This window comes from Bradyrhizobium sp. HKCCYLS3070 (assembly GCF_051167575.1).
In the GTDB taxonomy this organism is placed as follows: domain Bacteria; phylum Pseudomonadota; class Alphaproteobacteria; order Rhizobiales; family Xanthobacteraceae; genus Bradyrhizobium.
The window spans coordinates 79,186-96,019 of sequence record NZ_JBNPTI010000009.1; the positions used below are offsets into that span (position 1 = coordinate 79,186).

General features: G+C 68.3%; 2 protein-coding genes (1 of these 2 cut by a window edge). Both read left to right on the forward strand.

Annotated features, from left to right (window positions below):
- Window positions 1-434 carry the 3' portion of an amino acid adenylation domain-containing protein gene (locus tag ACQR03_RS24415; RefSeq protein WP_434841990.1) on the forward strand. Its footprint begins 6,157 nt before the window's first position, so 434 of the gene's 6,591 nt are visible here — the last part of the coding sequence; its start codon lies off the left edge, out of view; it ends in the stop codon at window positions 432-434.
- On the forward strand, window positions 427-16,833 hold the full coding sequence (locus ACQR03_RS24420; RefSeq protein ID WP_434841989.1) for a non-ribosomal peptide synthase/polyketide synthase: 16,407 nt from the start codon (window positions 427-429) through the stop codon (window positions 16,831-16,833). The genes ACQR03_RS24415 and ACQR03_RS24420 overlap by 8 nt, the downstream gene beginning before the upstream one ends.
- Window position 16,834 lies beyond the last annotated feature (1 nt).

The following is a 16,834-nucleotide window of genomic DNA, read 5'->3' on the forward strand; positions in this document are numbered from 1 at the left end:
CGGCGCTGCCGGACTACATGGTGCCGTCGCGCGTGATCGTGCTGCCGGAGCTGCCGCTGACCCCGAACGGCAAGATCGACCGCAAGGCGCTGCCGCGGCCGGACGCGAAGCCGCCGGGGGCGCACAGAGTCGGCCCGCGCAATCCGACCGAGGCGGCGCTCGCGACGATCTGGGCCGAGCTGCTGCACAGGCCGGAGGTCGGCGTCACCGACAACTTCTTCGAGCTCGGCGGCGACTCGCTGGTGGCCGTCCAGCTCGTCGGCCGCATCAAGCGCGATCTTGCGCGGGAGCTGCCGCTGAAACGGTTGTTCGAGCTGACCACGGTCGAGGCCATGGCGTCCGCGCTCGCCGCGGACCCGCCGACGAGCAGGCGCAGCGACGACATCGCCGCCATGTTCGATCTGCTTGAGGAAGTCGAGTTCGCCAATGAATGATCAGTCGGGACTTCAGACCCAGCAGCTCAGCGAGATCGCGCGCCGGTTGGCGCGTCTCGATGCGCCGAAGCAGCGGGCCTTCCTCACGCAGTTGGCGGCCAAGGGCATCGATCTGTCGATTTTGCCGATCGCGCGCCAGCATCTGCAGCGCGCGCCGTTGTCGTTCGCGCAGGCCCGCCTCTGGTTCCTGTGGCGGATGGATCCGGGCGGCTCCGCCTACAACATGCCGGTCGCGATCCGCCTGCGGGGCCGTCTCGATGCCGCTGCGCTTCAGAAGGCGCTCGACGGACTCGTCATGCGCCATGCCGCGCTCCGCACCACGTTCCGGCAGGACGGCGGCGAGCCGGAGCAGATCGTAGGCCAGCCGGCGCCGGTCGCGCTTCGCCGTATCGAGATTGCGGGCGACGATCGCGAGCAGCAGGCGCGCCGGCTGCTGCGTGAGGAAGCGGCACTGCCGTTCGATCTCGAATCCGGACCGCTGCTGCGCGCGGCGCTGCTCGGTCTTGGCGAGCACGAGCATATCCTCTCGGTCACGCTGCACCACATCGTCGCCGATGGCTGGTCGATGCAGGTCCTTACCGAGGAGTTCTGGCAGCTCTATCGCGCTGCCGTCCGCGGCGAAACCGCCTCACTGCCGGCGCTCGAGATCGACTACGCCGATTTCGCCGCCTGGCAGCGACTGTGGCTCGGCGCCGTGGAGGAGGAGCGGCAGCTCCGGTACTGGACCGACCGGCTGCACGACACGGCCATGCTGCAACTGCCGCTCGATCGCCCCCGATCGGCCCAGACCGACCAATCCGGCGATGCCATACGCCTGTCGCTCGGCGCCGAGCTTTCCGATCGTCTGCGCGGGCTCGCCCGACAGCATCACACGACGCTGTTCGTCGTGCTGCTCGCGGCGCTCAAGCTGGTGCTCTATCGCTACGGTGGGCAGGGCGACATCTGCGTCGGCGTTCCGCTCGCCAATCGCGACCGGTCGGAAACGCGGCGGCTGATCGGGCTGCTGGTCAACACCCAGGTGCTGCGCACGCGCATCGACAGCCGGAGCACGATCGCCGACGTCATTCACGCCCTGCGCGAGGCCTCGCTCGAGGCCAGGGATCACCAGGATCTTCCGTTCGAGCGGCTGCTGGACGTGCTGCAGCCGCAGCGCAGCCAGAGCCAGACGCCCCTGTTCCAGGTGCTCTACAACCATCAGCATCGGCGCGAGCCGGCACATGCGCCGGCTGGGTCCGAATTGCAGATCGAGACGATCGCGGCCGAGATCGAGACGGTGAAATTCGACCTCGCTCTCGACAGCGAGGAAGCGCCGTCGGGAGACGTCTCGGCGCTGTTCTCCTTTGCCGCCGCGCTGTTCGACCGGTCGACCATCGCACGGCTCGCGGGGCATTGGCTGACGATCCTGCGGGCAACGGTCGCGGATCCCACGCAGCGGATCGCGGCGCTGGAGCTGTTGTCGGACCGGCAGCGCGACGACGTCAGGCAGTGGAATGCCTGCGCGCCCGCACTCGCGGGGTTCCAGCCGGTGCACCGGATGCTCGCGCGGCACGCAAAGGAGAGGCCGGGCGCGACAGCCCTGGTGTTCGGGGCCGAGACGATCAGCTATCAGGCGCTCGATCGCCGCGCCAATGCCATCGCGCAGCATCTGTTGGCGCTCGGCGTGCGACCCGGCGAGCTCGTCGGGCTCTCGATGCAGCGCTCGCCCGATCTCGTCGCAAGTCTTGTTGCCGTCCTGAAGGCCGGCGCGGCCTATCTGCCGCTCGATCCCGATCATCCGCCGGCGCGGCTCGCCGCCACCGTTCGGGATGCCGGCGCGCGCGTCGTGCTGGTCGATGCGGCGGGACGATCGCAATGGCCGCCGATGCCGGGCATCGCGGTCGTCGATCCCGGCGCGATGGCGGCCGAGACGACGGAGAGCGACCCGGCGGTCGATGTCCATCCCTCGAGCCTCGCCTACGTGATCTATACGTCCGGCTCCACCGGCGTGCCGAAGGGCGTCGCGGTCGCGCATGGACCGTTCGCGATGCATTGCGACGCCACCGCCGGTCTCTACGAGATGGACCGGCAGTCGCGCGAGCTGCACTTCCTCTCCTTCACCTTCGACGGCGCGCATGAGCGGTTGTGGACCGCGCTGAGCTGCGGCGCGACCTTGGTGATGCGTGACGCCGATCTCTGGTCGGCGGAGAAGACGCTTGACGTGATGGGCGCGGAGCGCGTGACCAATGCCGGCTTTCCGCCGGCCTATCTGCAGCAACTCGCCGACTTCGCGGCGTGGCGCGGCGATCCGCCGCCCGTGTCGTTGTATTCGTTCGGCGGCGAGGCCATGCCCAAATCGGGCTTCGACAAGGTCAGGCAGGCGCTGCGGCCGCGCAAGCTGATCAACGGCTATGGTCCGACGGAGACAGTGGTCACGCCGCTGGTCTGGAAGGTCGACGTCGATGCCGAGATCGACTGCGCCTATGCGCCGATCGGCCGCCCGGTCGGCCGGCGCTCGGCCTATGTTCTCGACGGCGATCTCAACATCGTTCCGGTCGGCGTCACCGGCGAGCTTCATATCGGCGGCGAGGGGCTCGCGGCCGGCTATTGGAATCGGCCGGCGTTGACGGCGGAGCGCTTCATCCCCGATCCGTTCGGCGCACCGGGCACGCGGCTGTATCGCACCGGCGATCTGGCGCGCTGGCGCGCCGATGGCGTCATCGACTATGTCGGCCGGTCCGACCACCAGCTCAAGATCCGCGGCTTCCGCATCGAGCCGGGCGAGGTCGAGGCGCGGCTGACGCGGCAGGCGGGTGTTCAGTCGGCGGTGGTGGTGGCACGCGAGATCGGCGGACGCCAGCAGCTCATCGGCTACGCCTGCGGCGAGGATGGCCTCGACGAGACCGGGCTGCGCGCGGCGTTGTCCGAGGAACTGCCGGACTACATGGTTCCGGCGCGCATCGTACTGATGTCGCGGATGCCGCTCACGGCGCATGGCAAGGTCGATCGCGACGCCTTGCCGGCGCCCGAGCAGTTGTCTGCTGAGGCCGACTACGTCGCACCGCAATCCCCGGCTGAACTGGAGCTGGCGGCGATCTGGGCTGAATTGCTCGGCCATTCGCGGGTCGGGCTGACCGACAACTTCTTCGAGCTCGGCGGCGATTCCATCATTTCATTGCAGGTGGTCGGACGTGCGCGCCAGCGCGGGCTTGCCATCGAGCCGCGCGACCTGTTCCGGCATCAGACGCTGCAAGGGCTGGCGCGGGTCGCGCGCCGCGATCGGGCGGCGGTCGTCTCCGCCGAGCCGCTCGCGCGCGATGGCGATCCGGTGCCGCTGTTGCCGATCCAGCGCCGCTTCTTTGCCGAGGACGCCGGCGAACGGCATCACTGGAATCAGGCGTTGATGCTGGTGCCGTCGGCACGGCTCGACTGGCGGGTGTTGGCGCCGGCGGTCGAGGCCGTGGTGGCGCATCACGAGTCCCTGCGACTGCAATTCCTCCAGAGCGACGGCGCGTGGCAGGCGAGATATGGCGCGATGCCGGCGAGCGCCGATCTGCTCTGGATCCGCGCTGTTCAGGATGCGGCGGAGATCACCTCGGTTGCCGCCGCCGCGCAGGCAAGCCTGTCCCTGCAGGGGCCGTTGCTGCGCTTCGTCGGCATGGACGTCGCGGACGGCAGCCAGAGGCTTCTCATCGTCGTGCATCACCTCGTCGTCGACGGCGTATCCTGGCGTGTGCTGCTCGAAGACATCATGTCGGCGCATCGACAGGCGGCGCAGGGCGCGGTTGCGATTGCGTTGCCCCCCAAGAGCCAGTCCATGGCGTCGTGGAGCCGGAGGCTTGAAGACTACGCGGCGAGCGAGGAGCTGGCCGATCAGCTCGACTATTGGAGACAGCGCAGTGCCGCCGGCGGCCTGCCATGCGACGACGATCAAGGTGAGACCGATCGTGTCGCCGATGGCGAAGACGTCGTCGTGTCGTTCGATGCCGACATGACCGGGCAGCTGCTCAAGCAGGCACCCGCTGCCTACAGGACCCAGGTCAATGATCTGCTGTTGGCGGCGCTGGCCCGCGCCGTCAACCGCTGGTGCGGACTCGATGAATGCCTGGTCGAGCTCGAAGGCCATGGCCGTGAGGATCTGTTCGAAGGCCTCGACCTGTCGCGCACGGTCGGCTGGTTCACGACGGCATTTCCGCTTCGCCTCTCCGGTGGCGCGAGCGACGATGCCACGCTCATCAAGTCGATCAAGGAGGAATTACGGGCCATCCCGGCGCGTGGGCTCGGCTATGGCGTGCTGCGCTACTGCGGCAGCCCTGAGCAGCGCGCCGCCCTGGCGGGCGGAGCCGAGCCGCGGATCGTGTTCAACTATCTCGGCCAGTTCGGCGCCGGCCCCGACCCTGCCTTCGCGCTCGCGCCGGAAGGCGCGGGGCCGTCACGCAGCGCCAGCGCGCCGCTCGGGCGCTGGCTCAGCATCAACGGCCAGGTGCTCGACGGCCAGCTGAGGCTGACATTCAGCTTCGGCCGCCGACGCTATCGCCGCGCGACGATCGAGCGGCTGGCCGCGTGCTATTCTGCGGCGCTGCGCGAACTCGTCGCGCATTGCACGAGCGGCGTACATGGCCTCACGCCGTCGGACGTTCCGCTGTCGGGCCTCAGCCAGCCGGAGCTCGACCTGCTCGGAGCCTCGCGCGATTGGCGCGATATCGAGGACATCTATCCGCTGTCGCCGATGCAGCAGGGCATGCTGTTCCACGCGCTGCGCGACGGCGACAGCGGCAACTATGTCAGTCAGATCGCCGTCGACGTCAGCGGCGCCGATGCGGCGCGTTTACGCGCGGCGTGGCAGGCGGTGACCGCGAGACACGCGGTGCTGCGGACCGCGTTCGTGTGGAAAGAATTGTCGGGCGCACCGCAGCAGATCGTCCATCGGCAAGTTCCTGTCCCCTTCGTCGAGGAGGATTGGCGCGACCGTGTGGACTCGATGGATCAGGCCGCGCGTGACGCGGCGCTGGCCGAGGTGGCGGCAGCCGAATGGCGCGCCGGTTTCGACCTGTCTCGGCTGCCGCTGCAGCGGGTCCGTCTCATCGATCTCGGCGGCGGCGTTTTCCGCCTGATCTGGACCCATCATCACATCCTGCTCGACGGCTGGAGCGCAGCAAGGCTCATCGGCGAGATCATGCAGCATGTCGGCGGCGCCTCGCTGGGCGCACCGCGCGGCCGCTATCGCGATTACATTGCCTGGCTGCAGCGACAGGATCGCGAGGCGTCGAGCATGTTCTGGTCGCGCTCGCTCTCGACGCTCGGCGAGCCGAGCCTGCTGGCCGATGCGCTGGGCGGGCCGGCCGCACCTGCCGACGGCCATGCCTCGATCGATCTCGTGATCGATGCGGTTAAGACCGAGCGGCTGCAGGTCGTGGCACGGCGCGAGCGGGTGACGTTGAACACGCTTCTGCAGGGGGCGTGGGGCCAGTTGCTGCGACGCTTGACCGGCCAGGAAGTCGTCTGCTTCGGCGCCACGATCTCCGGCCGGCCGCCCGAGATCGCGGGCGTGGAAGAGGCGGTCGGCCTGTTCATCAACACCGTGCCCGCGCTCGAGGGCGGGAGACCTCAAACGCCGGTCGGCGCGTGGCTGCGCAGCTTGCAGGATCGCAACGTCGACCTGCGCGAGCATGGCTGGATGCCGCTGCACGAGATCCAGCGCCTTGCCGGCCGCGCCGGCCGGCCGCTGTTCGACACCATCTTCGTGTTCGAGAACTATCCGGTCGACGCGGCGCTGCGCGATCAGGCCGGCGGGGGGCCGCGCGCCAGCCGCGCCGAGCAGATCTCGATCACCAACTATGCGCTGACGGTCGCGGTGTTCGTGACCGGCGCCGGCATCCGGCTCGGCTTCCGTTACGATCGCAGCCGGTTCGACCCAGCGCAGATCGAGCGGATACAGGCGGCGTTCGCCTGCCTGCTCGGGCGCATCGCCGACGACAGCAGCCGCCCCGTCGCGGAGCTGCATGGCTTGGATGCCGCCGCTTTGCACCGGGTGCTCGGCTGGAGCTCGGGACCCGCCGCGCCGACGGTGAAAGACGGCTTCGTCGACGTCGTGACGCAGATCGAACAGCAGGTCGCACGGTCGCCTGCGGCCATGGCCGTGATCTCCGATCAGGAGAGGATCAGCTACGCCGAACTGAATGCGCGGGCGAACCGACTGGCGCGACAGATCAGGCAGGCCGGCGTCGCTCTGGATGCCCCGGTCGGCTTGGCGTTCGAGCGCAGCCCCGACCTGGTCGTGGCCGTGTTGGCCGTTCTGAAGGCCGGGGCCGGCTACCTGCCGCTCGATCCGGATTATCCCCACCAGCGGCTCGCGGCGATGCTGGGCGACAGCGGCGCGCGGCTGGTGCTGACGCAGCCGCAGTTGCGTGATCGGCTGATGGAGATCATGGCAGGAGCGGGCGCCGAGTTGATCGCCGTCGACGACAGACGCGCCTCGCAGGACACGGACACCGGCAGCTTGGATCTCCAGAGTCCGACCCACGCCGAGAGCCTCGCTTATGTGATCTACACGTCCGGCTCGACCGGCGTGCCGAAGGGCGTGGCCTGCACGCGTGGCGCGCTGGCAGCGCGGCTCGCCTGGATGCAGCGGGAGTACGGGCTCGATCCCGGCGAAACGCTGTTGCAGAAGACGCCGTTCAGCTTCGACGTCGCGGTGTGGGAAATCCTGTGGCCGTTGACGGTCGGTGCGCGGCTTGCGATCGCGGCGCCGGGGGCCCATCGCGAGCCGAAGCGGCTGGTCGATGCGGTCACTGCGCATGGTGTGACCACGCTGCATTTCGTGCCGCAGATGCTCGCGCAATTCGTGGCTGAGCCGGAGGCTCAGCGATGCGTGACGTTGAAGCGCCTGTTCTCCGGTGGCGAGGCCCTGCCGGTCCTGCTGAAGGACCAAGTCTACGCGGTGTTCCCAGCAATCCGGTTCGACAACCGCTATGGGCCGACCGAAGCGCTGATCAATGCCAGCTTCTGGAACTGCCGCGCGGCGAGCGGGAAGCGCGTGCCGATCGGCTTTCCGATTCCAGGCACGATCCTGCGCATTCTCGACACCGACCTCAATCCGGTCGCCGAGGGCACGACGGGCGAGCTTCATATCGGCGGAGACGGGCTGGCGCGCGGCTATCTCGGGCGCGCGGCGCTGACGGCCGAGCGCTTCATTCCCGATCCGTTCGGACCTCCCGGCGCGCGGCTCTATCGAAGCGGCGATCTGGCGCGCTGGCGCAGCGACGGCGCCATCGACTATGCCGGCCGGGCCGATCACCAGGTAAAGGTTCGCGGCTTCCGCATCGAGCTCGGCGAGATCGAGGCGCGGCTGCTGCAGCAGCCATCGGTCACTGCGGCCGTCGTCATCGCGAGGGAGTTCGGGGCTGGCCGGCAACTGGTCGGCTATGTCTGCGGTGACGGCGCACTCGATGGCGAGGTGCTGCGCGACGCGCTGTCCGCGACGTTGCCGGACTACATGGTGCCGGCGCGGATCGTGGTCCTCGACCGCCTGCCGCTGATGGTGAATGGCAAGGTCGATCGCAACGCGCTGCCGGCGCCGGAGGCGCCCGCTGCAGCGATGCGGATTGCGCCGCGGACGCCGGCCGAGGCTGCGTTGGCAACCATCTGGGCCGAGCTGCTGCGTCAGCCCGATGTCGGCATGACCGACAATTTCTTCGAGCTCGGCGGCGATTCCATCATCTCGCTGCAGATGGTCAGTCGTGCGCGGCGGGCCGGCCTTCTGATCGAGCCACGAGACGTCTTCAAGCATCAGACGCTGGAAGCCCTGGCGCGCGACGCGCGGCAGGTCGTCCGGTTGGAGACGACGGCGGAGCAGAGTCTCGTCTCCGGGCCACTCCCGTTGCTGCCGATTCAGCTCCGTTTCTTCGAGCAGGAGCTGGAGGCGCCCGATCACTGGAACCAGGCCTTGCTGCTGCGGCCGCAGCAGCGGCTCGACTGGGACGTGCTGCGGCGCGCGGCAGTGGCCGTCGTCACTCATCACGATGCGCTGAGACTGCGCTTCGAACGCATCGACGGCATCTGGCGCGCCGAGCACGGGCCGGCGCCGGCGGTCTCCGACCTGTTTCGGTCGTGCGAGCTGGCCGATGGCGAGGCGGTCACCGCGCTCGCCGCTGCGGTCCAGGCGAGCCTTTCGCTCGCGGAGGGACGTCTGGTGCGGATGGTCGGCATCGATCTGCCGGAGGGCGGGCAGCGCTTCCTGATCGTGATTCATCACCTCGTGACCGACGGCGTGTCGTGGCGTGTGCTGCTGGAGGATCTCGCGGCTGCCTATGAGCAGCTCATGCGTAGGCAAGAGGCGACGCTGCCGCCCAAGACGCACGCCTATGCCCAATGGGGCGCAGCGCTGCGCGCGTACGCGGCCTCGGATGTGCCGGCTGCAGAGTGGGATCATTGGTCCGGTCTCCGGCAGACGGAGGACGTGCCGTGCGATTTCGATCATGCGGATCGGGATACGATTGCAGACGCCGACGACGTACCGCTCGCGATCGACGCCGAGCTGACCGCGCGTCTGCTGGGCACGGCGCACGGGGCGTACAGAACCCAGGTCAATGATCTGCTGCTGTCGGCGCTCGCGCGTGCGCTGTGGCTGTGGTCGGGCCGGGAGATCATGGCAATCGAACTCGAGGGTCACGGCCGCGAGGATCTCGGTGGCGGGCTCGACCTGTCGCGAACCATCGGCTGGTTCACGACCGCGTTTCCGGTACGACTGGCGGCTGGATCGCAGCCGCCTGCGGTGCTGATCAAGGCGACCAAGGAGATGCTGCGGTCCGTCCCCAGCCGGGGACTTGGCTACGGCGTCCTGCGCTACCTGGGGTCTGATGCCCATCGCGCGGCGCTGACGACGGGCGTGCAGCCGCGCATCGGGTTCAACTATCTCGGACAGGTCGATGGCAGCGCGGACGAGACGGCGCTGTTCTCGATCGCGCCAGAGAGCGCCGGCCCGTCGCGCGCCGCGTCGAGCCCGTTGCGCCACCATATCGCGATCAACGCGAGGGTGCTCGACGGTCGTCTGGAGCTGTCGTTCGGCTTCAGCGGGAAGCGTCAACGCCGCGAAACGATTGCGAGCTTGGCGAACTGCTTTGAGCCGGCGCTGCGTGAGCTGGTCGATCACTGCACGAGCGGCGTCCATGGCGTGACGCCGTCCGATGTGCCGTTGTCGAAGCTGAGCCAGGCCGAGCTCGATGCGCTGGCGCTGGATTGGCGCGAGGTCGAGGACATCTATCCGTTGTCGCCGATGCAGCAGGGCATGCTGTTTCACGCGTTGCACGACGACGGCACGGGGGTCTACGTCAACCAGGTCGCCGCCGAGATCCGCGGTCTCGACGCCGGCAAGCTGCAAGCCGCGTGGCAGGCGGTCAGCAAACGCCATACCGTGCTTCGCACCGGTTTCCTGTGGCGTGAATTGCCGGGACCACCGCAGCAGGTCGTGCATCGCAATGCCGACGTTCCCTTCGTCGCGGAGGATTGGCGGGAACGTGCGGCGCAGCTCGCTCCGGCCGCTTTGGATGCTGCGCTCATGGCGGCTGCAGACCGCGAGCGCGCCGACGGCTTCGATCTCTCGCGGCCGCCGCTGCAGCGCGTGAGGCTGATCCGGATCGCCGACGACCGGCATTGGCTGATCTGGACTCATCATCACATTCTGATGGACGGCTGGAGCTCGGCCCGATTCATCGCCGAGGTGGTGCAGTACGAGGGGCAGGGGGCGCTGCAAGGACAGCCGCCGCGCTACCGCGACTACATCGCATGGCTGCAGGCGCAGGACCACGGTGCTGCGGCCGAGTTCTGGCGAGCGGCGTTGGCCGGGCTCGACGAGCCGAGCCTGCTGTCGCGGCCTGCGGTCGACGCTCGCGTCGGCCATGGCTCGCTCACCATGGCGGTGGACGCCGATCTCAGCGAGCGGCTGCAACGCTTCGCGACCCGCGAACGGGTCACGCTGAATACGGTGGTGCAGGCGGCATGGGCGCAATTGCTCCGTCGGTTCACCGGCCAGGATACGGTCTGCTTCGGCGTGACGGTGTCGGACCGGCCCGCTGGGCTCGCTGGCGCCGAGGAGATGGTCGGCCTGTTCATCAACACCTTGCCCGTGGTCGATGCCGAGGATCCGCAGCGGCGGGTTGGTGCGTGGCTGCGCGACCTGCAGGATCGCAATCTCGCCTTGCGGGATCATGGCTGGATGCCGCTGGCCGAGATTCAGCGGATCGCGGGCCAGGCAGGGCGTCCGCTGTTCGACAGCATCCTGGTGTTCGAGAACTATCCGGTGGACGAGGCCTTGAAGACCCGAGACGGCCGCGTGAGCGTCAGCCGGACGAGGATCCTCGAAACGAGCAACTACCCGCTGTTCGTAAGCGTCGGTCTCGAAGCAGAGTTGCGGCTGGTATTCAATTTCCGGCAGCAACATTTCGACGAAGCCCAGATTCGGCGGCTGCAGAGGGCGTTCATGCAACTGCTCGCGGCCATCACTGGCGATGCCGAGCAGGCGGTCGGCTGCCTTGCGGCTGATGATCCCGCGGACATCGCGCTGCTGGCGCGGGTCAACGCAACGGCCGGGGCCGTGATAGCGCCGGATGTCGTCGCTCAGTTCGAGGCCCAGGCAGGGCGCGCGCCCGATGCGATTGCGCTCGTGCACAATGAGGAGACGATCAGTTACGGCGCGCTGAATGCGCGCGCGAACCGGCTGGGCCATAGGCTCAGGGAGCACGGCGTCGGTCCCGATGTGGTGGTGGGACTGGCGCTGGAGCGCAGTGTCACGATGATGGTGGCGCTGCTCGCGGTGCTCAAGGCGGGCGGAGCCTATCTGCCGCTCGATCCGGACTATCCGGCCGAGCGTCTCGCGCACATGCTGTCCGACAGCGGCGCGAAGCTGCTGCTGACGCAGGCGACGCTCCACGACCAGCTCGCGCCAGTGCTGGCGGACGGCCACGCCCAGGCCTGGCTGCTGGACGAGGCGGCTGGAGAAGATTCGGTCGACGTCGGCAATCTCGACGTCGCCATCCATCCAGACAACCTGGCTTACGTCATCTACACCTCCGGTTCGACCGGCCTTCCCAAGGGCGTGATGGTGCGCCATGGCGCCGTGACGAATTTCCTGGCGACGATGGCTGAGCAACCGGGCATCGCGCGCGATGACCGCGTGCTCGCTTTGACCTCGCTGTCATTCGACATCGCGGTGCTCGAGCTCTGGCTGCCGCTCATTCATGGCGCCCGGATCGTGCTGGCGGATCGCGCCTCGGCCCATGATCCGGCGAGGTTGAAGGCGATCGTCGCCCATCATGGCGTGACCCTGATCCAGGCCACGCCGTCGAGCTGGCGCATGCTGCTCGATCATGACGATGGTGCGCGCGGCTGGCTGCCTCAAGGCTGCCGCTTGCTGAGCGGCGGCGAGGCGCTGGCGCCCGACCTGGCGCTTCGGCTGCTCGCGCTCGGAGGCGAGGCCTGGAACCTGTTCGGGCCGACCGAAACCACGGTGTGGTCGGCGCGCCATCGGCTCGACGCACGCGATCCCGCACCGGTCCTCGGCGGCCCGATCGGCAGCACCACGCTGCATGTGCTCGACGGCGATCTCAACCCCGCCCCCGTCGGCGTGACAGGCGAGCTCTTCATCGGCGGCGAGGGCCTGGCCCGCGGCTATTGGCGCCGAGCGGCGCTCAGCGCCGAGCGCTTCATTCCCGATCCATTCGGCGATCCCGGTGCGCGGCTGTACCGCACCGGCGATCTGGCGCGGTGGCGCGCCGACGGTTTGCTCGACTATGTCGGCCGTGCCGACCATCAGGTGAAGATCCGCGGCCGCCGCATCGAGCTCGGCGAGATCGAGGCGCGGCTGCGCACGCAGCCCGGCGTGCGCGACAGCGTCGTGGTGGCGCAAGAGCTCGGCGGCGGCCGGCAGCTCGTCGGCTATGTCAGCGGCGACGATGCGCTCGACGGAGCCGAGCTGCGCGCGACTCTCGCGTCAGCGTTGCCGGACTACATGGTGCCGTCGCGCGTGATGGTGCTGCCGCGGCTGCCGCTGACACCGAACGGCAAGATCGATCGCAAGGCGTTGCCGTTGCCCGATACGCGGCTTGGGCAGGGACAGCGCGTCGTGCCACGCAATCCGACCGAGGCCGCACTCGCTGCGATCTGGGCCGAGCTGCTGCACCAGCCGGACGTCGGCGTCACCGACAATTTCTTCGAGCTCGGCGGCGACTCGATCATCTCGCTGCAGATGGTCAGTCGCGCACGCCGGGCTGGTCTCGAGCTGGAGCCGAGAGACGTGTTCCGGCTGCAGACGATCGAGCTGCTCGCGCCGGCCTGCGTGGCGGCGCGGAACGACCAGCCCGCAATCACTCGCGCGCGCGGCGCATTGTCGGGGCTGACGAGCGAGGAGCTCGCGCAGCTTGGTGTCGACTGGGACCGCATCGAGGACGTCTACCCGCTCTCGCCGATGCAGCAGGGCATGCTGTTCCATAGCCTGCGCGATGCCGGAAGTGGCGTCTATGTCAACCAAGTCAGCGTCGAGATCCGCTGGCTGGACGTCGAGCGGCTGCGCACCGCGTGGCAGGAGGTCTCTGCCTGTCATCCGATGCTGCGTACTGGATTTCTGTGGCGCGAGCTGTCCGGCGCACCGCTGCAGGCCGTCCATCGCGCGGCGAGTGTGCCGTTCGCAACGGAAGACTGGCGTGGGCAGGCCGTCGATGAGGCGCGGCTGTCGTCGGCGCTGGCCGCGGAGCGCGGCGCCGAGTTCGATCTCGCGGTGCCGCCACTGCAGCGTGTCCGCTTGTTGCAGCTCGACCACGATCGTCATCGCCTGATCTGGACCTACCATCATATCCTGATGGATGGCTGGAGCTCGGCCCGCTTCATCGGTGAAATCCTGCAGCGCTATGCCGGGCGTGCGCTCGTCTCTCAATCGGCGCACTATCGCGATTATGTTGCCTGGCTGCTGGCCCAGGACGCGCAGGCCGCCGAGCGCTTCTGGCGAGGACAACTCACGGCCTTCGACCAGCCGACGCAACTGGCCGATGCCTTCGGCGCGCGACGCTACGACGCGCACGGACACCGGCGCTGCTACACCCGGCTCGACAAGGATGCGACCGCGGCATTGAAGGCGTTCGCCCGGCACGAGCGCATCACCCTGAACACGCTCATCCAGGGCGTCTGGGCGCTGCTGCTGCAACGCTACACCGGCCAGCAGACCGTTACATTTGGGGTCACCGTCGCCGGCCGTCCGGCTGGTCTCGACGGGGCCGAGCAGATGATCGGCCTGTTCATCAATACGCTGCCCGTGATCGAGACGCCTTCGCCGGCCGCAACGATCGGTGACTGGCTGCGCGCCATGCAGGACCGCAACGCGGCGATGCGCAACTTCGAGCAAACGCCGCTCTACGACATCCAGAGCTGGGCCGGACGTGCCGGCGAGACAATGTTCGACAGCATCATCGTGTTCGAGAACTATCCCGTCGACCGAGGCCTGCTGCAGGGTGACGGCTCGCTTCAATTCGGCGAGCTGCGCAACGTCGACGTCACGAACTATCCGATGGACCTGTCCGTCATGGTCGAGGATACGCTGCAGGTCGAATTCACATATATGCCGAGCCACTTCACGCCGGAACAGGCGGAGCAGGTGAGGGCGCAATTCGAACATCTGCTCGCGGCCATGCTACGAGGTCCGGAAGCCAGGCTTGGCGCGATCGATGCGTCCACCGCTCAGGATGTGCAGCGCGCAGATGCCTGCAATGGCCGGGCGGCGTCTGCCGCGATGCGTCCATTCGTCCACGAGATGATCCGCGATCATGCACAGCGCGATCCGGAACGTGTCGCCCTGACGATCGGCGGCCGGAACCTGTCCTACGGTGAGCTCGATCGTCGCGCCAACCGGATCGCGCTCCACCTCGTCGAGGCCGGGCTCGGGCCCGACCAGCGCGTCGGCGTCGTCGTCGAGCGCAACGAAGCGACGATGGCCGCGCTGCTTGCCGTGCTGAAGGCCGGCGGAGCCTATGTCCCGCTCGATCCCGAGCTGCCGCCGGACCGCATCGCTCATGTGATGCGCGACTCCGGGATGAGGATGCTGCTGTCCGGCGCGCGTGACATCTCCGTTATCGAAGGCGTCCAGGCGATCGATCTGGCCTCGTTCGATTCCGCCAGCGGTCCGAACCATGTGCCGGATCCACGCCTGCATCCGGAGAGTCTCGCTTACGTGATCTACACGTCCGGCTCGACCGGGCGGCCGAAAGGCGTCGCCGTCGCGCATGGACCGCTGGCGATGCATTGCCGAGCGACCGCTGCGCTCTACGAGCTCGACGAGCACGCAAGCGAGCTGCATTTCCTGTCGCTGGCCTTCGACGGCGCGCATGAGCGGTGGCTCACGGTGCTGTCGCAGGGCGCTCGGCTGGTCATGCGCGATGCGGAGCTGTGGACGCCCGAACAGACCGTCGCTGAGCTTCATGCGCAGCGGATCACGCATATCGGCCTGCCGCCGGCCTATCTGCAGCAGGTCGCAGAGTGGGTGGAGCAGGCCGGCAATCCGCCGCCCGTGAGGCTGTATTCGTTCGGCGGCGAGGCGATGCCCAAGGCCGGCTTCGACAAGGTCAGGCGGACGCTGAAGCCGCAGATCCTGATCAACGGCTATGGTCCGACCGAGACCGTCGTGACACCGCTCGTGTGGAAGGTCGACGGCAACACGGCGTGCGACAAGGCCTATGCGCCGATCGGCATTCCCGTCGGCCGCCGCACCGCCTACATCCTCGATGGCTCGCTGAATCTCGTTCCGGCAGGCGCAGCCGGCGAGCTCTACATCGGCGGGTTCGGGCTCGCGCGCGGGTACCACGCCAAGCCAGGCATGACGGCGGAACGCTTCGTGCCGGATCCATTTTCGGCGGACGAGGGCGCACGCCTCTACCGCACCGGCGACCTTGCGCGATGGGATGCGAGCGGCACGATCGAATATCTCGGACGCAGCGACGATCAGGTCAAGGTCAGCGGCTTCCGGATCGAGCTTGGCGAAATCCAATCGGCTCTGCTGAGCGACCTAGCGGTCGCGCAGGCTGCCGTGCTCGCCGTGGTGGGTGCGGGAGGAAATCAGCTCGTGGCCTATGTGGCGCCACGGGCGCCAGGCGACGCCGCCGCGGCTGCGGCCGAGCGGCTGTCTGCAACGCTGACTGCCGCGCTGCGCCGGACTTTGCCGGCCTACATGATTCCATCCCGCATCATCGTGCTCGAGCGTCTGCCGACGCTGTCGAGCGGCAAGGTCGATCGCAAGGCGTTGCCCGCGCCTGATATCGCAGCCGGGCGCGCGTTCATCGCCCCGGAAAGTCCCGCCGAGGTCGCGATGGCGAAGCTGTGGGCGGAGATCCTCGGTGTTGCGCAAGTCGGCGTCACCGACAACTTCTTCGAGCTCGGCGGCAACTCGATCCTGAGCCTCAATGTGATCGCGCGCCTTCGCCGTGCCCCGATCCTCGATGGCGAGATCAAGCTGCGGGATCTTCTCCAGAAGCCGACCATTCGCGCCTTGCTCGGCACGCCCGCAGCATCATCCATGCGGCCGTCGGCGCTGCTGCCCTTGAGTTCGCCGATCGATGGCACGCCGCCGGTGTTCTGTCTTCACGGCGGCTTCGGCACGGTGTTCGACTACGCGCCGCTGGCGCGGCGCCTGGAGGGACGGAGGCAACTGATCGGACTGCAGTGCCGGATGCTGATCGAACCGTCCTTCACCGACGAGTCGCTGGCGGCAATGGCCGTGGACTATGTCGATGAGATCGCGCGGAAGCAAAGCAAGGGACCCTATCATCTGATTGGCTGGTCGCTTGGCGGACTGGTCGCGTGCCTGGTTGCTGCCGAACTTGAGCGGCGCGGCGAGCGGGTCGAGCGCCTGGCGCTGATCGACAGCTTCGTTCCGCATGGTGACGAGCAGCCGTCGCCCGGGCGGCATTGGACCGACGACTTGCTGACGCTGCTGCCGGTCGCGGCGCCGGGCGTGCAGCCTTCAGCCATTGCGTCGCAGGTGACGGCGATTCGTTCCTGCGATGCGCCGGTGACGGACGAGGTGATCCGGCGCCTGGTCGTCGATGCAATCGGCACGGCGCCGCTGCAGCCGCGCGACGGTCTTCTCGGCGTCGACGACATCGTCTCGGCCTTCAGGGTCGGGCGCCACCTCGCGCAACTGGCTCGGGCGGCCGAATGGCCGGCCGATCTCGTTGCAGCGCCCGGCTGCTGGTGGACCTCCGGCCGGCTTCGACAGCGCGATCGGCTCGCGGCGGGACTGCCGCAGGCGGCAGATTTGGGCGTGGTCGGCGACGACCACTTCTCGATCCTTGGCAACGAATCCTTCCTGGCGGCGCTCGGCGTGTGGCTGGAGCCGGACCAGGCGGCGCAGACATCACCGGCTCTGCAGCCGGAACCGGCTGAATGAG

Coding starts and splice junctions, on each gene's coding strand:
- ACQR03_RS24420 (WP_434841989.1), top strand. CDS start 427: ATGAATGATCAGTCGGGACTTCAGACCCAGCAGCTCAGCGAGATCGCG.